We start from the raw sequence: 15,290 nt of genomic DNA on the forward strand, positions 1-15,290 counted from the left end.
CCTCGGGGGAGGCGTCACGATGACGAACCGCGTCCGCACGCTCGGCCACTCCAACCGCACCTTCGACGAGGTGCTGGAGATGCTGCGCGCCCACGACGTCACCTGCCTGGTGGACGTCCGGTCATACCCGTCGTCGCGCAAGTTCCCGCAGTGGAATCAGCCGGCCATCAGCGCCGCGCTGCCCCCGGACATCGGCTACCGGTGGATCCGCGAGCTGGGCGGGCGGCGGCACACGCCGCAGGACGTCCCGAGCCCCAACGGAGCGTGGGAGGTCAAGGCGTTTCGCGACTACGCCGACCACATGGCCACCCCCGAGTTCCGGCGCGGCCTGGACGAGCTGCTCCGGCTCGCCGAGCACGAACGACCGGCGATCATGTGCAGCGAGGCCGTGCCCTGGCGGTGCCACCGCCGGCTGATCACCGACGCGCTGATCGTGGCCGGCGTCGAGGTCGTGCACCTCATGTCGGCCACGTCGGTGCGACCCGCGCAGCTCAACGAGCACGCGCGGGTCCGCAACGGGCTGCTGACGTACCCGCCGCCCGGCGATCAGGGCACCAGCGCCGCCAGCGGCACGTGATGCTGGCCCGCGTGGACGTCGCGATCCAGCGGGCCGCCCTGCGGGGTCGGGCGGGGGAAGGAGATCTTCACCACGTTCAGCGCCGGGATGCGGAAGATCCGCACGTCGGCCGGGACGAGGGCGTAGAGGCGGGCGATGACCTCCTCGTTGATGAAGCCCTCGTCGGCGACGATCGCGTAGCCCTCCGCGTCGCGCATGAACAGCTCCATCGTCACCCAGAACGGGCCCGCGTTCTTCGAGCGCACCTCCAGGGCGAGGTCGCCCAGCGTGGGCCTGCGGTCGTCGGTCATCGGGAGACCCCCTCGGGCAGCTCGATGCGGAACATCTCGGTCGGATCGTCCACGGCCACCACGTGGTTGAGCACGAACGCGTACGCGGGGCCGCGCTCGGTCTCGGCCGGCGATGTGGGGAAGGCCAGGCTCGGCAGGTAGTCCATGCCGGGCGTCGGCAGGTGCAGCATCAGCGGGTTCGCCACCTTGGCGACGGCCGTGGCCGTCGCCTGGTCGGGCGCGTTGACCAGCAGCATCACCCCGACCTCGCGGGGCGGCGCGGACGAGGGGTCGAGGTCGCCGAGCACGGCGTTGTAGCCGTAGGGGCGGATGTCCACGACGTAGGCGCCGGGGTCGAGGCCGAGCGTCTGGCGTACGCGGGCGGTGAGCACTTCGTGCAGCAGCGCCAGCCAGGCGTCGATGTCGCCGAGGATGAGCGGGTCGCGGATCGCGGTGAACGACATGGTCTCGTAGCCGGTGACGCGGGCCCCTTCGAGCTTGATCGTGTGCGGGGCGGGCTCGAAGCGCGACCCCTCCACGCGCACCCGGCGCTCGTCCAGGGCCGTGTACGCGGCCTCGTCCACCACCAGCGTGCCCGCGGGTTCCCGCATCCGGTACGGGTCCACGGTCTCGTACAGCATGTGCGCCGCCACCGATGTCGGCGTGCACGCCACGGCCGGGTCCAGCGGCTCGATCGTGAAGCCGCCGTGATCGACGGTGGCGAGCACCCCGCCGGAGCGCGGGTTCGTCGTGCACTGCCCGCCGCACTCCACGATCTTGGCCGCGTGCCAGGCCGGGCCCGCCGGCAGGCCCTTCATCAGCGGGTACGCCGCCGCGAGCGCGGTGTCGGTGGCCCGCCCGGCGAGCACGACGTCCGCCCCCGCCTCCAGGGCCGCCACGATGGGCTCGTGCCCCATCATGCCGACGATGTGGGTGCAGTCGTCGAGCGTGGCGGCGTCCAGGTCGCCCATGGGCGGCAGCGGGTGGACGCGCCCCTCGTTGAGCCGCTCCTTCAGCGCGTCGGCCCGCTGCTCGCTGTAGACGCGGGCCACCTTCAGGCTCAGGCCCTCCTCGCGCAGGATCGTCCCGGCGATGCCGGCGACCCAGTCCACGCCGGAGTCGGTGCCGCTGGTGCCGCACGAGCCGACGATCAGCGGGATGCCCGCGCCGGCCGCGGCGCGCAGCAGGATCCGCAGGTCGCGGGCGACGGCCGCGGCGGTCGTCTTCGGCGTGCCCGAGCCCAGGTAATAGGGGCCCGAGTCGGTGGAGCCGGCGTCGAGGGCGATCACGTCGGCCCCGAGCTCGATCCCGCGGTCGATGGACTCCGGCGGGAATCCCGCCCCCAGCATTCCGCTGGGCGCCAGGACCCTGACCGCCTCGGTACTCGTCATGATGTCCTTTCGGTAAGCACATGGGCGTTGAGTGAGGAACGGGGGTGTCCGCGCAGCGCGGCCACGAGTTCGCGGGCGCCGTCGACGCCCGCGGCCCTGCGTGCCTCGGCGGTCTGTCCCGCCAGGTGGGAGTAGACGGTGATGCCGGGCACGCCGCGCAGCGGGCTACCGGGCGGGAGCGGCTCGGTCTCGGCGACGTCGAGCGCCGCCCCGGCGAGCCGGCCCGCGCGCACGGCGGCGGCCAGGGCCGCCTCGTCCACGATGGCGCCGCGGGCGGTGTTGATCAGGTGCGCGGTGGGCTTCATCAGGGCGAGCGCGGCGGCGTCGATCAGGTGCCTGGTGGCCGGCGTGAGCGCGGTGTGCACGGACAGGAAGTCCGACTCGGCCAGCAGCTCGGGCAGGGCCACGAAGCGTACGGAGGGGTCGAGGTCGTCCTCGACGCCGGTCGTGCAGAGCACGCTCATCCCGAAGGCCCGCGCGAGCGGCGCCACGGCCCTGGCCGCCGCGCCGTAGCCGAGCAGGCCGAGCGTCTTGCCGCGCAGCTCGTGACCGTCCTCGCGGGGCCAGCGGCCCTCCTGGACGCCGGTCGCCACCGGCACCAGCCGGCGCGCCTGGGCCAGCAGCAGGCCCATCGTGTACTCGGCGACCGCGTTCGCGTTGACGCCGGGCAGGTTGCTCACCGAGACGCCCGCGCGGGTGGCCGCCTCGACGTCCACGGAGTCGTACCCGACGCCCGTGCGGACGACCGCGCGCAGGGCGGGCGAGCGCGCGAACACCTCGGCCGTCATCGGCTCGTTGGCGATCAGCGCGCCCGCGCAGCCGGCCAGGATGACGACCAGCTCCTCCTGGCTGCGAGGGCCGCGCAGCGGGTGGTGCCGGGTGGCGTGACCGGCGGCCCGCAGGAACAGGTCCACCTCGTCACCGGGCGCCAGATAGTCGGTGGTGATCAGGATCGTGCTCATCGCGCGCCTTCCTCCAGGCCCGCCGCGCGCCGCCGCCGGTCGATGTGCACGACCAGCACGGCGGCGACGGCGGACAGGATCGCGATGTGCAGGAGCAGCAGATGCCAGCCGGTGAGGTCGACGGCCAGGCCGACGAGACCGGGCCCGGCGATGCCGCCGCTCGCCCAGCCGACCGTGTAAAGGCCGCTGTACGTGCCGAGCACGCGGCTCGACGGCGCCAGGTTCCACAGCACGACGACCGCGTTGATGGTGAACGCCGCCGCGCCGGCCGCGGCCACGCACATGGCGACCACGGTCACCGTGGGGTCGCGGAACAGGGACGCGAAGACCAGGGCCAGGGTGAAGACCGCGATCCCGGTGGCGATCACCCGCAGCCGCCCGAACCGCTCGGCGAGGAACGCGGCGGGGAAGGCGGCCGCGATGTACGCGATGCCGCTCGGCAGCGTCAGCCCGCCCGCCTCGCCGTCGGACAGCCCGAGCACCTGCACGCCGTACGGGGTGAGCAGCGAGCGCGAGGAGAACCAGGCCGAGGCGAAGACGAACACCGCGACGATCAGCAGCACCCGGCTCCGGTCGGGATCGACCAGGACGTCACGGATGATCGACCACGTCCGCACCTTGACGGCCGCCTCACCGTTCGCCGCCTTGCTCGCTTCGGCGTCCTCGGCCAGCGCCGACTGGTAGGCGGGGGAGCGGCTGTCGCGCACCCGCCAGACCAGCACGCCCGCCGCCACCAGCATGAGCGCGGCGGGGACGGCGAAGGCCAGCTTCGGATGGTCGTCCACCAGCAGCAGGCTGACCAGCGCGGCCACGATCGTGGTCAGGGCCGAGGCGGTCTTCACGGCGGCGTTGGCCCTGCTGCGGCGCTCGGGCGCGATGAAGTCCGGCATGAGCGACTCGCTGACCGGCCTGAAGCTGTTCATCACCAGCGCGTACAGGAAGATCACCAGGATCAGCCAGCCGAGCGAGGTGGCGTGCGGGATGAGCAGGAACAGCCCCGCGCCCACCGGCATCAGCACCGCGAGGTACGGGATGCGGCGGCCCCAGGAGCTGCGGGTGTTGTCGGACCTGTTGCCCATGTAGGGCTGGATGAAGACGCCGAGCAGGTTGTCCATGCCCATGAGCAGGCCGATCACGGCGGCGCTGGCGACGTGGTCGCGCAGCAGCTCGGGGACGCGGTTGTCGTAGAAGTTCCAGGTGGACTCCTGCGCGAAGACCGCTAGAGCCACATAAAAGGTGATTTTTCGGGTGCTTGTGGGACGGCCTTCGGCTCGCGTGACGCCGGCCATGACGTCCTCCTCGGGGGATGGGGGCAGGAGTCACGATGGCTTGCTATAGCAAAAATGTCAACGATGGCATTGAGCTTTGCCATAGCGGTGTTAGGGTCATCGCATGAAGGTCAACGCCACCACCGGAGCCGAGACGCGGGCCGACCACGCCTACCAGGCCCTGCGCGAGGCGATCGGCAGCGGCGCGCTGCGCCCCGGCCAGAAGGTGACCGAGCGCGGCCTGGCCGAGCGGCTCGCGGTCAGCCCCACCCCCGTGCGCGAGGCGCTGCGCCGCCTGGAGCAGGACGGCCTCATCGAGCGCACCGGCCCCCGCACGGTCGTCGTCGCCGAGATCGCCGAGCGCGCCATCGACGACCTGGCCGAGGTCGAGATCGGCCTGCGCGGCCTGGTGGCCAGGTTCGCCGCCAGGAACGCCACGCCCGAGCAGCTCGACGCCCTCGACGCGATCCTCGACGCCGCCGACGATCTCCTCATCGTCATCGTCACCCGGCACGGCAAGGGCGAGGACGTCGAGCGCCACCTGAGCGCGCTGCTCGACCGCATGCAGGAGTTCAACGACACGGTCAACGCCTGCGCCCACAACCCGGTGCTGATCAGGCTGCTGGAGCAGACCCAGGTCTTCTCCCGCTCCGAGCGACGCGCCCTTCGCCTGGAGCGCATCGCCGAGGACCACCGCTTCGGCCTCGACCGCTACGCCACCCACCGGGCGCTCGTCCGCGCCCTGCGCGAGCGCGACTCCGCGACCGCCGAGCGCCTGGTCATCGAGGACGCTCAGGGCGGGCTCGCGGCGCTGCGCACCCGGCCACGGAAGGAGCAGGCATGACCCACCGCATCGCGGTGATCCCCGGCGACGGCATCGGCACGGAGGTCGTCCCAGAAGGGCTGCGCGCGCTGGCGGCCACCGCCGCCGTCTTCGGGCTCGACCTGCGCTTCGACCACTTCGACTTCGCCAGCGCCGCCTACTGGCAGCGCCACGGCACGATGCTGCCCGACGACTGGCAGGACGTCCTCGGCTCCTACGACGCCCTCTTCTTCGGCGCCGTCGGCCGGCCCGACGTCGTGCCCGACCACGTGTCGCTGTGGGGCAGCCTGCTGCAGTTCAGGCGTACGTTCGACCAGTACGTCAATCTGCGCCCGTGCCGGCTCATGCCCGGCGTGCGCAGCCCCCTGGCCGGCCGCGAGCCCGGCGACGTCGACTTCCTCGTCGTCAGGGAGAACACCGAGGGCGAATACTCCTCGATCGGCGGCCGCATCTTCGAGGGCACCGAGCGCGAGACCGTGCTGCAGGAGACCGTGATGACCCGCGTCGGCGTCGACCGCGTCCTGCGCTACGCCTTCGGGCTCGCCGAGCGGCGGCCCGCCCGCCACCTCACCTCGGCCACCAAGAGCAACGGCATCTCGATCTCCATGCCCTATTGGGACGAGCGCGTCGAGGCGGTGGCCGCCGAGTTCCCCGAGGTCAGGCACGACAAGTGCCACATCGACGCGCTGGCCGCGAACTTCGTGCTGCACCCCGACCGCTATGACGTCGTCGTGGCCAGCAACCTCTTCGGCGACATCCTGTCCGACCTCGGCCCCGCCTGCACCGGCACCATCGGCATCGCCCCGAGCGCCAACATCAACCCCGACGGCACCCACCCGAGCCTGTTCGAGCCCGTCCACGGCTCCGCCCCCGACATCGCCGGACGCGGCATCGCCAACCCTGTCGGGCAGATCTGGTCGGCCTCGATGATGCTCGACCACCTCGGCCACCCCGACGCCGGCGCCCACCTGCTGCGCGCCATCGAGGACGTCCTCGCCGCCGGCCCCGCCGACGCGCCCCTCACCCCCGACCTCGGCGGCCACGGCACCACCGTCGAACTGGGTGAGGCCGTCGCCGCCCGCGTCAGGGAACGCCGCCCCGATACGCCATGATTTCGTCGCCACAGCAGCACGCCGCCTGGGTGCTGGAGAAAGGAGTTCCGCCATGGACGCGGACGTCATCGTCGTGGGCGCGGGCCTGTCCGGGCTGGTCGCGGCCCACGAGCTGACCAGCCGGGGACGCAAGGTGGCGCTGGTCGACCAGGAGAGCGCGGCCAACCTGGGCGGGCAGGCGTACTGGTCGTTCGGCGGGCTGTTCCTCGTCGACTCGCCGGAGCAGCGCCGGCTGCGCGTGAAGGACTCCTTCGAGCTGGCCTGGAACGACTGGCAGGGCAGCGCCCGCTTCGACCGCCTCGACGACGAGGACCTGTGGGCGGCGCGGTGGGCGCGCGCGTACGTCGAGTGGGCCGCGGGGGAGAAGCGGTCCTGGATCGACGGCCACGGCATCAGGCTGACGCCCATGGTCGGCTGGGCCGAGCGCGGCGGCCTGCGCGCCGACGGCCACGGCAACTCCGTGCCCCGCTTCCACGTGGCCTGGGGCACCGGCACCGGGGTGGTGGCGCCGTTCGTGCGCGCCGCGCAGCGGGCCGCCGACGCCGGGCTGCTCCGCTTCCACCACCGCCACCAGGTGGACGAGCTGATCGTCCAGGACGGCGTCGTCATCGGGGTGCGCGGCAGCATCCTGGCCGACGACTCCGCGCCGCGCGGGGTCGCCTCCAACCGCGACGTCACCGGCGCCTTCGAGCTGACCGCGCAGGCCGTCATCGTCGCCGGCGGCGGCATCGGGGCCAACCTCGACCTCGTCCGCCAGTCGTGGCCGCAGCGGCTCGGCGCGCCGCCGCAGAGCATGATCACGGGCGTTCCGGCGTACGTGGACGGGCGCATGCTCGCCATCACCGCCGACGCCGGCGCCCGCATGGTCAACCGCGACCGCATGTGGCACTACACCGAAGGCGTCCAGAACTGGGACCCCATCTGGCCCGGCCACGGCATCCGCATCCTGCCGGGGCCGTCGTCGTTGTGGTTCGACGCGCTCGGCCGCCGCCTGCCCGACCCCTGCCTGCCCGGCTACGACACGCTCGCGACCCTGCGCTACTTGCGCACCACGCCCGACATCGCCGCGTACGACCACTCCTGGTTCATCCTCACCCAGCGGATGATCGAGAAGGAGTTCGCGCTGTCCGGCTCCGAGCAGAACCCCGACATCACCAACGGCGACCGCAAGGCGGTGCTGCGCAGCCGGGTCTTCGGCAAGGGCGCGCCCGCGCCGGTCGAGGCGTTCAAGCGGCACGGCGCCGACTTCGTCGTGGCCGCCACCCTCGAAGAGCTCGTCGCCAAGATGAACGACCTGACCGACAAGCCGCTGCTCGACGCCGCCGAGTTGCGCCGCCAGATCGAGGCCCGCGACCTGCAGATCGCCAACCCCTACAGCAAGGACGTGCAGGTGCAGGGCATCCACAACTCGCGGCGCTTCCTCGGGGACCGGCTCACCCGCACCGCCGTGCCGCACCGCGTGCTCGACCCCGCGGCCGGGCCGCTCATCGGCGTCAAGCTGCACATCCTGACCCGCAAGACGCTCGGCGGCATCCAGACCGACCTCGACTCCCGCGCGCTCGCCGCCGACGGCTCACCCGTCCCCGGCCTGTACGCGGTGGGCGAGGCGGCCGGGTTCGGCGGGGGCGGCGTCCACGGCTACAGCGCCCTGGAGGGCACCTTCCTCGGCGGCTGCCTCTTCTCCGGCCGCCGGGCCGGCCGCGCCGCCGCCGACGCGACCGCCTGACACCCTGATCAGGGGCCGCGGCGCCGACGCGGCCCCTTGCGCAGGTCGGCGGGTCGGTCTTCCGAGGCATCCTGCCGAGTCGGCGGGCTCGGGCTGTGAGGGCCTTGCGTCCGGCGACGACGATCGTTTGCGTTTCCATGAAGTTGCGATATTTCGCGATTTCGCGGGTTCTGGTCGGCTGGCGATAAGGGATGCTTGGCCGCCTTTCCTGGCGTGTCCCGGTTGGGAACCGGCGTCCGATGGTTACCGTGTTGCTTCGGCTCATAACTCTGCGTGATGGGGTCAGCTCCTCCCGAAGACATCCGAACGGCGACAAGGAGCTGTGTGCATGGACACGGTGACGGCGCGGACCGGCCACGTGAAGGAGCTGGTCGACCGGCACTTGGAGCGCCTGCTCGAACGGCAGCTCGGCCGGCTCGCCTTCCTGGGCGAGGAGGAGGCCGGCCTGATACGCGAGCACCTCGTCGCCTTCGTGCTCGGGGGCGGCAAGCGGCTGCGTCCCGAGTTCGTCTACTGGGGCTACCTGGCCGGGGGCGGGGAGCGTCCCGAGGACGTGCTGCCCGCGGCGTGCGCCGTGGAGCTCGTGCACGCGGCGGCGCTGCTGCTCGACGACATGATGGACGAAGCAGGCACCCGGCGTGGCCGCCCTGCCGCCCACGTCGCCCTGGCCGGCCTGCACCGCGAGAGGGGGCGTCGGGGCGACCCTGACCGCTTCGGCGAGTCGGCGGCGACGCTGCTCGCCCTGCTCGCGCTGACGTGGGCCGACGCGGCGCTCCTGGAGTCGGGACCGCACCTGCCCGCCGCCCTCGACCACCTCACCAGGCTCCGCGTGGAAGCGATCGGCGGCCAGTACCTCGACCTCACCCGAACCTCGGGCGCCCGTCTCGCGGACACCCCCGCCTCCGGGCCCCGCGCCGACCGCGAGGCGCGCGGTGCGGACACCCCTGCCTCCGGGGCCCGCGCCGGCCGTGCGGCGCCCGGGGAGAGCGGGCCCGATGGCGGCGAGGAGCCGCAGGCGCGGCTCATCTCGCTGTACAAGTCGGGCAAGTACACCGTCGAGCGGCCGCTGCTGCTCGGGCATGCGGTCGCGGGCGGGTGCGCGCCGACGCGCCGGCTGCTCAGCGCGTACGCGCTGCCACTGGGTGAGGCGTTCCAGCTCAGGGACGACGTCAACGGCGTGTTCGGCGACCCCGCCGAGACCGGCAAGCCCGCCGGGGCCGACCTGCTCCAGGGCAAGGCGACGTACCTGCTGGCCGAGGCGCGCAGGCGCACCGGCGGCGCGGACGCGCTCGCCGACATCAAGGACGCGGATGGGGTGGCGGCGGCCCGCCGGCTGATCGTCGAGTGCGGCGCCCTGGACGCGGCGGAGCGGCGCATCGCCGGCCTCGCCGCCGAGGCGGTCGCGGCACTCGCCCACCCGCCCGGTCTCCCCCCGGAGGTCAGGAAGGCCCTGACCGAGCTGGCTGCCACCACGACGGCGACCGCGGAGGCCACCGCAACGGTGACCGGGCCGGCGACGACCGAGTCGGCGGCCACCGCGACGCGGCAGGAAGGGCACGGTCGATGAGCGGGGTCGTGGTCATCGGGGGCGGGCTCGGCGGGCTCGCGGCGGCGGTGCGGCTGGCGGCGGCCGGGCGGCAGGTCACCCTGGTCGAGGCCACCGCCGAGCCCGGCGGATGCTGCGGCGTCGCCAGGGTCGGGCCGTACCGGTTCGACGCGGGGCCGTCCGTGCTGACCATGCCGGACGTGCTCGCCGACGTCTTCGGCGCGGCCGGCGAGGAACTGCGCGACTGGGTGCCGCTGCGCCGCCTCGACCCGGCGTACCGGATGGTGTTCGAGGACGGGTCGCGGCTGGACGTGCGGGCGGCGCCGGAGGCGATGACCGAGCAGGTCCGTACGCTGTGCGGCCCCGCCGAGGCGGCCCGCTACGCCCGCTACCGGCGGCTGCTCGGCGAGCTGTTCAGGGTGGAGTGGCCGGCGTTCATCGACGCCGACATGACCAGGCTGCGCGCCCTCGCCAGGCCGGCCGCGCTGCTGCGGCTGGCCGCGCTGGGCGGGTTCCGGCGGCTGGACCGCCTGGCTGCCCGCCACCTCACCGACCCGCGGCTGATCATGGCCCACACCTTCCAGTCCCTGTACGTCGGCCTGTCACCCCAGCGCGCCCTCGGCATCTACGCCGTCATCGCCCACATGGACACGATCGGCGGCGTCTACTTCCCCGAGCGCGGCGGCATGCACGCCATCCCGCTCGCCCTGGCGTCCCTGCTGGAGAAGCTGGGCGCGACCACCCGGTACGGCGTCCGCGCCCAGGAGGTGCTGACCGACGGCGACGGCGTCACCGGCGTGCTGCTGGAGGACGGCGAGCGGCTGCCCGCCCGCCACGTGGTGGTGGCCTGCGACCGGCTGGCGGCCCGCCGGATGCTGCCCGCCCTGGCGGGCGACTGGCGGCTGCGCCGGCCCCGCCACTCGCCGAGTTGCCTGGTGCTGCACGCCGGCCTCGGCCGCGTCCTGCCCGACCAGGCGCACCACACGCTGCACTTCGGGCGGGCCTGGCGGCAGACGTTCACGGCGCTGGAGGAGGGCCGGCCGCAGCCGGACCCGAGCCTGCTGGTCACCTGCCCGCGCCCCGACGGCGAGGCGGCGCCGCCCGGCCACGCCACGCTCAGCGTCCTCGAACCCGCGCCCAACCTGCGCCGCACCGACTGGCGGAGGCTGCGCCCCCGGCTGGAGGGGCGGCTGCTCGAACGCCTGGCCCAGCTCGGCTACGGCGACCTCGCGGACGCGCCGAGGCTGGTGCTCGACCCGCCCGCCTGGGCCGCTCGGGGGCACAGCGCCGGCACCCCGTTCGCGCTGGACCACCGCGTCACTCAGACCGCCTGGCTGCGCCCGTCGGCCGTGGCCCGCCGGGTGCCCGGGCTGCATTTCGCCGGCATGTACACCGCGCCGGGGGTCGGCGTGCCGCCGGTGCTGATCTCGGGGCGGCTCGCCGCCGCACGCATCCTGGAGGAGCACCGGTGACGCTCACCGCCGGTTACGAGCGCTGCCGCCGGCTGCACGCCCGCTACGGCCGCTCCTACTACCTGGCCACCCGGCTGCTGCCGCAGTGGAAGCGGCGGCACGTGCACGCCCTGTACGGCTTCGCCCGGTACGCCGACGAGATCGTGGACTCGTTCACGATGACCGACGACCGCGCCCGCGCGCTCGACCGGCTGACCGCCCGGGTGGAGGCGGGGCTGGCCGGAGACGGGCCCGCCGACGACCCGGTGCTGCCGGCGTTCCTGCACACCGTGCGCTCGTTCGGCATCTGCCATGACGACGTCGCCGTCTTCCTCGCCTCCATGCGCGCCGACCTGTCCGTCACCCAGTACGCCACCTACGACGACCTGCTCGGCTACATGGCGGGCTCGGCCGCCGCGATCGGCACGATGATGCTGCCCGTGCTGGAGCCGGAGCCGGGCCGCGCCGAGGCGGCCCGCGAGCCGGCCCGCCAGCTCGGCCTGGCCTTCCAGCTCACGAACTTCCTGCGCGACGTCCGCGAGGATCACGCTCGTGGCCGCGTCTACCTGCCGATGGCCGACCTGGACAAGTTCGGCGTCCACCCGGGCGCGCTGGGCGCCCGCCGCGCCGGACCCGCCGTCCGCGAGCTGCTCGCCTACGAGGCGGAGCGCGCCCGCGACCACTACCGCGCCGCCGCCCCAGGGATCGGCCTGCTCACGGCGTCGTCACGGCCGTGCGTGCGGGCCGCCTTCGAGCTCTACGGCGGCATCCTGGACGAGATCGAGCGGCGATCCTACGAGGTGATGGCGGTCCGCGTCCGCGTTCCCCGCCACCGCAAGGCCGCGATCTTCGCCCGCCACCTCCTGGCCTCCGCAGAGGCCGCCCGCGCCGAACGCCGCGTCCAGGTGACGCTCCCATGAACTCGCCGGTGGTGCTCGACGCGATGGGCGGCGATCACGGGCCCGTCGCCACGGTCGACGGGGCTCTGCTGGCGTGGCGCGAGCACGGGGTGCCGGTCGTGCTGGTCGGGGCGAGCGACGTCATCGACGCGGAGCTGCGCAAACACCGGGCGCTCGGCGAGCTGCCGGTCGCGCACGCCGACGAGGCGGTGCCGATGGCCGAGCGCGGGGCAGGGGCCGCCGCGCTGACCCGGTCGAGCCTCGCCGTGGGCTGCGCGCTGGCCGGACGGGGCGAGGGCGGCGCTTTCGTGACGGCGGGGTCCACCGGGGCGGCCGTCTCCTGCGCGGTACGCGGGATCGGCCGCGCCCCCGGCGTGCTGCGGCCCGCGCTCGCCGTGGTGCTGCCCGCGCTGCGCGGTGGCGGGAGCGTGCTGGTGGACGCGGGCGCGACCGCCGACCCGAGCCCGGCGATGGTGGCCCAGTTCGCCATGCTGGGCGCGGGATACGCGCGGGCCGTGCTCGGACGTCCCGATCCGCTGGTGGGGCTGCTGTCGATCGGCGCGGAGCCGGGCAAGGGCAACCGGCTGACCCGCCGCGCCGAGGAGCTGCTGGCCGGCCTTCCGCTGCGCTTCCACGGCAACATCGAGGGCCACGACGTGCTGGCGGGCGTCGTGGACGTGATCGTCACCGACGGCTTCACCGGCAACGTGCTGCTGAAGAACGTCGAAGGCTGCGTACGCACGACGCTGGCCATGGTCGCCGAGGCCGGCGTCGCGTCCCCCGAGCGGCTGGCCGAGGTGGCCCGCCGCTACGACCCCGAGACCCATGGCGGCGCGGCCCTGCTCGGGCTGCGCGGCACGGTCGTCGTCGCCCACGGCTCCTCACCTCCTGCCACCATCGCCCGCGCCTGCGTCGTCGCCCGCGACCTGGCCCGGCACGACAGCACAGCCCGTGAGCCTGTCCCATGACCGCCTCACGGAGGGCGCAGGGGGTCGGCGCCGTCCCACGCGCCTTCACTGGCGTAGGGGGTGAAGCGGGCGAACAGCTCTTCCGCGTACCAGTCGTGGGCGCGTACCTGGTCGATGACCTGGCGGTGGGCGGCGCCCCGGTAGGCGAAGGCGCGCATCGCGTCCGCGTCCCGCCACAGCGAGAACGTCGCCTGCCTGGCCACCGGCCACTCGCCCATGCCGATCGAGGCCAGGCAGCCGTCCTGCCGCCGCAGCAGCTCCTCGACCGGCGGCACCGACCGGTAGAACGCGACCAGGCGCCGGGGCCTGATCGACGCGCGGGTGAGCACCGCCACCGCTCCGCCGCTCCGAGCGGCCTGATCGGTGGCGGGGAACGGGTCGTGGCCGGACCAGGTGCCTCGGGAGGACAGCGGGGTCAGCCGAACCTGCCAGCGTTCGCGCGCCTGTCGTTGCCAGCGGGCGGCGATCGGGGACGTCCGCAGGAACGCCTCCAGATCCGCCTCCCCGCGCCAGACCGCGAACAGCGCCCACCGCCGCAGGTCAGCGCCGAGCGACATGGCCCGCCCGCGTCCCGTCCCGAGCAGCCGCCAGAACCGCAGCCCTGGGGTGGCGCGCAGCAGCGGCCGGTCGAAGGCCATGTGGCTCATCGCGCCCGCGTCGGCGTACCGGACGAGGTGGAACGACGCGATGGGTGAGGCGCTGGTGGCGGTCATCGCCGGTTACCTGCTCGGCTCTGTGCCGGTCGCGGTGCTGGTGGCGCGCGGGCACGGCGTCGATCCGCGCCGCTCGGGCGACCGCAACCCCGGGTACTGGAACGTCAAGGAGCAGCTCGGGCGGCGGGCGGCGGTGCCGGTGCTCGCCGGGGACACCTTGAAGGGGACGCTGGCCGCGCTGGTCGCGCTCCTGGTCAGCGGGGCCCACGTCACCGGGGTCGGCACGGTCACGGGGGCCAGCGTGGTGCCGGTGTACCTCGCTACGGCGGCGGCGATGGCAGGGCACGCGTGGCCGGTGTTCGCCGGGTTCCGTGGCGGGCGATCGATCCTGACGTTCGCGGGTGGGGTGGCGGTCATCTGTCCTGCGGCGTTCCTGCTGGGGCTCGTGGTGCTGGTGGCGGCGGGGTGGGCGGCGCGGTCGTTCGCGGTGGGGGCGCGGGTGGCGGTGTTCGGGATGCCGGTGCTGCAGCTGCTCTTCGCGCCCGTCGAGATGGTGGCGGCGACCGGTGGGCTGATGTGCCTCATCGGGCTGCGCTTCGCTCAGGCCGCACTCGCCGGGCGTCGCCGGTGACCTTCGGGTACGTGCGGCCCCGCCACGTACGGACCGGGCGGAGCGTCGCCTGGGTCAGCCGGGCCGCGGCGGCCGGGTCGAGCAGCGGCGACAGCAGCAGGCCCGCGCCCGGGTCGCGGTAGCTGCCGCGCAGCGCGTACGCCAGCAGCAGCCGCATCGCCAGCAACCCGGCGTCCAGGCCGGTCGGGCGGCCCGCGATCATCCGCAGCGCGGGCAGCGCGCAGGTCAGCCAGAGGACGGCCAGGTCGGCCGCCTGCCGGCCGGGCCCGGTCACGTCGCGCAGCGGCAGCGAGCGTCCCCACTCCCGCCACAGCTCGGCGACCGAGTCGTGCATGTCCACCTCCAGCAGCGCGCCCGCGTCCAGGAACCCCACCGACCAGCCGCGGCGGGCCAGGCAGCGGGCCAGGGCCACGTCGTCGGTCATGCGGTCGCGTACGAGGGCGTAGGCGTCGACGGCGGCCAGCTGCCCGCGCCGGAACGCCATGCACTGGCCGTTCGCGACGGCGCGATGCGGCGGCGGCGGGGTCGCCGGCCCGACGGGGCCGAACCGGTAGACCAGCGTCGCCAGCATCGACGCGTGCAGCGCCTGCTCCAGCACCCCGTCGCAGACGAACCGGGGACCCGCGCTCACCAGGTCGTACCGTTCGAGCTCGGCCGCCATCGCCCCGAACAGCCCGGGCGCGGGCCGCGCGTCGGCGTCCAGCGTGACCACGACCTCGCCGGTGGCGGCGGACACGCCCTGGCGCAGCGCCCACTGCTTGCCCACCCACCCGTCCGGGAGCGGCGTCCCGGTGATCACCTTGGCGCCCAGCGCGGCGGCCACCTTTGCGGTGCCGTCCCGCGAGCCGTCGTCCACCACGATCACCTCGGACACGGCCGGGTCGGCGAGCGCGGCCCGCAGACACGGCCCGATGCGCTCTTCTTCGTCGCGCGCCGGCACCACCGCGGAGATCGTCCCAGCGGCCTTGGTCACCGGGGCGAGCGCCGCCACCCGCCGCCGCCCCCGCGCGAGCC

Annotated in this window: 15 protein-coding genes; 9 read left to right on the forward strand and 6 right to left on the reverse strand. The window is 74.2% G+C overall.

The annotated features are described in order from the left end of the window. The first annotated feature begins 19 nt into the window (after nucleotides 1-19). A complete protein-coding gene (locus ABZW11_RS29380; RefSeq protein ID WP_355423767.1) occupies nucleotides 20-577 on the forward strand; it encodes a DUF488 domain-containing protein in 558 nt (185 codons plus the stop codon). On the opposite strand, the gene ABZW11_RS29385 is transcribed toward ABZW11_RS29380, so the two are convergent. The 4 genes from ABZW11_RS29385 to ABZW11_RS29400 are packed head-to-tail and all read right to left on the reverse strand — an operon-like array spanning nucleotide 547 to nucleotide 4,428. Continuing rightward, a complete protein-coding gene (locus ABZW11_RS29385) occupies nucleotides 547-867 on the reverse strand; it encodes a DUF4387 domain-containing protein (protein WP_355423769.1) in 321 nt (106 codons plus the stop codon). The two genes, ABZW11_RS29380 and ABZW11_RS29385, sit on opposite strands and share 31 nt — an antisense overlap. Then, entirely contained in the window at nucleotides 864-2,237 is a 1,374-nt protein-coding gene (locus tag ABZW11_RS29390; RefSeq protein ID WP_355423772.1) for an acyclic terpene utilization AtuA family protein, read from the reverse strand. The genes ABZW11_RS29385 and ABZW11_RS29390 overlap by 4 nt, the downstream gene beginning before the upstream one ends. Then, nucleotides 2,234-3,199, reverse strand: a complete 966-nt coding sequence (locus tag ABZW11_RS29395; RefSeq protein ID WP_355423775.1) for an NAD(P)-dependent oxidoreductase — start codon at nucleotides 3,197-3,199, stop codon at nucleotides 2,234-2,236. Before ABZW11_RS29395 ends, ABZW11_RS29390 begins: the two co-directional genes overlap by 4 nt. Continuing rightward, on the reverse strand, nucleotides 3,196-4,428 hold the full coding sequence (locus ABZW11_RS29400) for an MFS transporter (RefSeq protein ID WP_355423778.1): 1,233 nt from the start codon (nucleotides 4,426-4,428) through the stop codon (nucleotides 3,196-3,198). The genes ABZW11_RS29395 and ABZW11_RS29400 overlap by 4 nt, the downstream gene beginning before the upstream one ends. A 163-nt stretch (nucleotides 4,429-4,591) precedes the next feature. Here ABZW11_RS29400 and ABZW11_RS29405 point away from each other — a divergent pair, with 163 nt between their 5' ends. The 7 genes from ABZW11_RS29405 to ABZW11_RS29435 all read left to right on the forward strand — a co-directional run bounded on the left by ABZW11_RS29405 (nucleotide 4,592) and on the right by ABZW11_RS29435 (nucleotide 12,992). Then, a complete protein-coding gene (locus ABZW11_RS29405; RefSeq protein WP_355423781.1) occupies nucleotides 4,592-5,311 on the forward strand; it encodes a GntR family transcriptional regulator in 720 nt (239 codons plus the stop codon). Next, entirely contained in the window at nucleotides 5,308-6,402 is a 1,095-nt protein-coding gene (locus ABZW11_RS29410; protein ID WP_355423784.1) for a tartrate dehydrogenase, read from the forward strand. The genes ABZW11_RS29405 and ABZW11_RS29410 overlap by 4 nt, the downstream gene beginning before the upstream one ends. Nucleotides 6,403-6,454: 52 nt before the next feature. Then, the gene (locus ABZW11_RS29415) at nucleotides 6,455-8,128 is read left to right on the forward strand and encodes an FAD-binding dehydrogenase (RefSeq protein ID WP_355423787.1); all 1,674 of its coding nucleotides are present in this window, start codon (nucleotides 6,455-6,457) and stop codon (nucleotides 8,126-8,128) included. A 328-nt stretch (nucleotides 8,129-8,456) separates the two neighbouring features. Next, entirely contained in the window at nucleotides 8,457-9,695 is a 1,239-nt protein-coding gene (locus ABZW11_RS29420; protein ID WP_355423790.1) for a polyprenyl synthetase family protein, read from the forward strand. Next, nucleotides 9,692-11,146, forward strand: a complete 1,455-nt coding sequence (crtI, locus tag ABZW11_RS29425) for a phytoene desaturase family protein (RefSeq protein WP_355423793.1) — start codon at nucleotides 9,692-9,694, stop codon at nucleotides 11,144-11,146. Before ABZW11_RS29420 ends, crtI begins: the two co-directional genes overlap by 4 nt. Beyond that, the gene (locus tag ABZW11_RS29430) at nucleotides 11,143-12,045 is read left to right on the forward strand and encodes a phytoene/squalene synthase family protein (protein ID WP_355423796.1); all 903 of its coding nucleotides are present in this window, start codon (nucleotides 11,143-11,145) and stop codon (nucleotides 12,043-12,045) included. The genes crtI and ABZW11_RS29430 overlap by 4 nt, the downstream gene beginning before the upstream one ends. Further along, nucleotides 12,042-12,992 carry a phosphate acyltransferase PlsX gene (locus ABZW11_RS29435; RefSeq protein WP_355423799.1) on the forward strand — a complete coding sequence of 317 codons (951 nt, stop codon included), beginning with the start codon at nucleotides 12,042-12,044 and terminating at the stop codon, nucleotides 12,990-12,992. The genes ABZW11_RS29430 and ABZW11_RS29435 overlap by 4 nt, the downstream gene beginning before the upstream one ends. A gap of 5 nt (nucleotides 12,993-12,997) precedes the next feature. On the opposite strand, the gene ABZW11_RS29440 is transcribed toward ABZW11_RS29435, so the two are convergent. Beyond that, nucleotides 12,998-13,705, reverse strand: coding sequence for a spheroidene monooxygenase (locus ABZW11_RS29440; RefSeq protein WP_355423802.1), 708 nt, complete (start codon nucleotides 13,703-13,705; stop codon nucleotides 12,998-13,000). On the opposite strand from ABZW11_RS29440, the gene ABZW11_RS29445 reads away from it, so the two are divergent. Next, the gene (locus tag ABZW11_RS29445; protein WP_355423805.1) at nucleotides 13,680-14,276 is read left to right on the forward strand and encodes a glycerol-3-phosphate acyltransferase; all 597 of its coding nucleotides are present in this window, start codon (nucleotides 13,680-13,682) and stop codon (nucleotides 14,274-14,276) included. The two genes, ABZW11_RS29440 and ABZW11_RS29445, sit on opposite strands and share 26 nt — an antisense overlap. Here the strand turns inward: ABZW11_RS29445 and ABZW11_RS29450 are convergent. Further along, on the reverse strand, nucleotides 14,227-15,290 hold a 1,064-nt coding region (locus ABZW11_RS29450; RefSeq protein WP_355423808.1), incomplete at its 5' end, for a glycosyltransferase family 2 protein. The genes ABZW11_RS29445 and ABZW11_RS29450 overlap by 50 nt on opposite strands.

The organism is Nonomuraea sp. NPDC004580 (genome assembly GCF_040609855.1).
GTDB classification, from domain to species: Bacteria; Actinomycetota; Actinomycetes; order Streptosporangiales; family Streptosporangiaceae; genus Nonomuraea; species Nonomuraea salmonea.

Coding starts and splice junctions, on each gene's coding strand:
- ABZW11_RS29380 (WP_355423767.1), top strand. CDS start 20: ATGACGAACCGCGTCCGCACGCTCGGCCACTCCAACCGCACCTTCGAC.
- ABZW11_RS29385 (WP_355423769.1), bottom strand. CDS start 867: ATGACCGACGACCGCAGGCCCACGCTGGGCGACCTCGCCCTGGAGGTG.
- ABZW11_RS29390 (WP_355423772.1), bottom strand. CDS start 2,237: ATGACGAGTACCGAGGCGGTCAGGGTCCTGGCGCCCAGCGGAATGCTG.
- ABZW11_RS29395 (WP_355423775.1), bottom strand. CDS start 3,199: ATGAGCACGATCCTGATCACCACCGACTATCTGGCGCCCGGTGACGAG.
- ABZW11_RS29405 (WP_355423781.1), top strand. CDS start 4,592: ATGAAGGTCAACGCCACCACCGGAGCCGAGACGCGGGCCGACCACGCC.
- ABZW11_RS29410 (WP_355423784.1), top strand. CDS start 5,308: ATGACCCACCGCATCGCGGTGATCCCCGGCGACGGCATCGGCACGGAG.
- ABZW11_RS29415 (WP_355423787.1), top strand. CDS start 6,455: ATGGACGCGGACGTCATCGTCGTGGGCGCGGGCCTGTCCGGGCTGGTC.
- ABZW11_RS29420 (WP_355423790.1), top strand. CDS start 8,457: ATGGACACGGTGACGGCGCGGACCGGCCACGTGAAGGAGCTGGTCGAC.
- crtI (WP_355423793.1), top strand. CDS start 9,692: ATGAGCGGGGTCGTGGTCATCGGGGGCGGGCTCGGCGGGCTCGCGGCG.
- ABZW11_RS29435 (WP_355423799.1), top strand. CDS start 12,042: ATGAACTCGCCGGTGGTGCTCGACGCGATGGGCGGCGATCACGGGCCC.
- ABZW11_RS29445 (WP_355423805.1), top strand. CDS start 13,680: ATGGGTGAGGCGCTGGTGGCGGTCATCGCCGGTTACCTGCTCGGCTCT.
- ABZW11_RS29440 (WP_355423802.1), bottom strand. CDS start 13,705: ATGACCGCCACCAGCGCCTCACCCATCGCGTCGTTCCACCTCGTCCGG.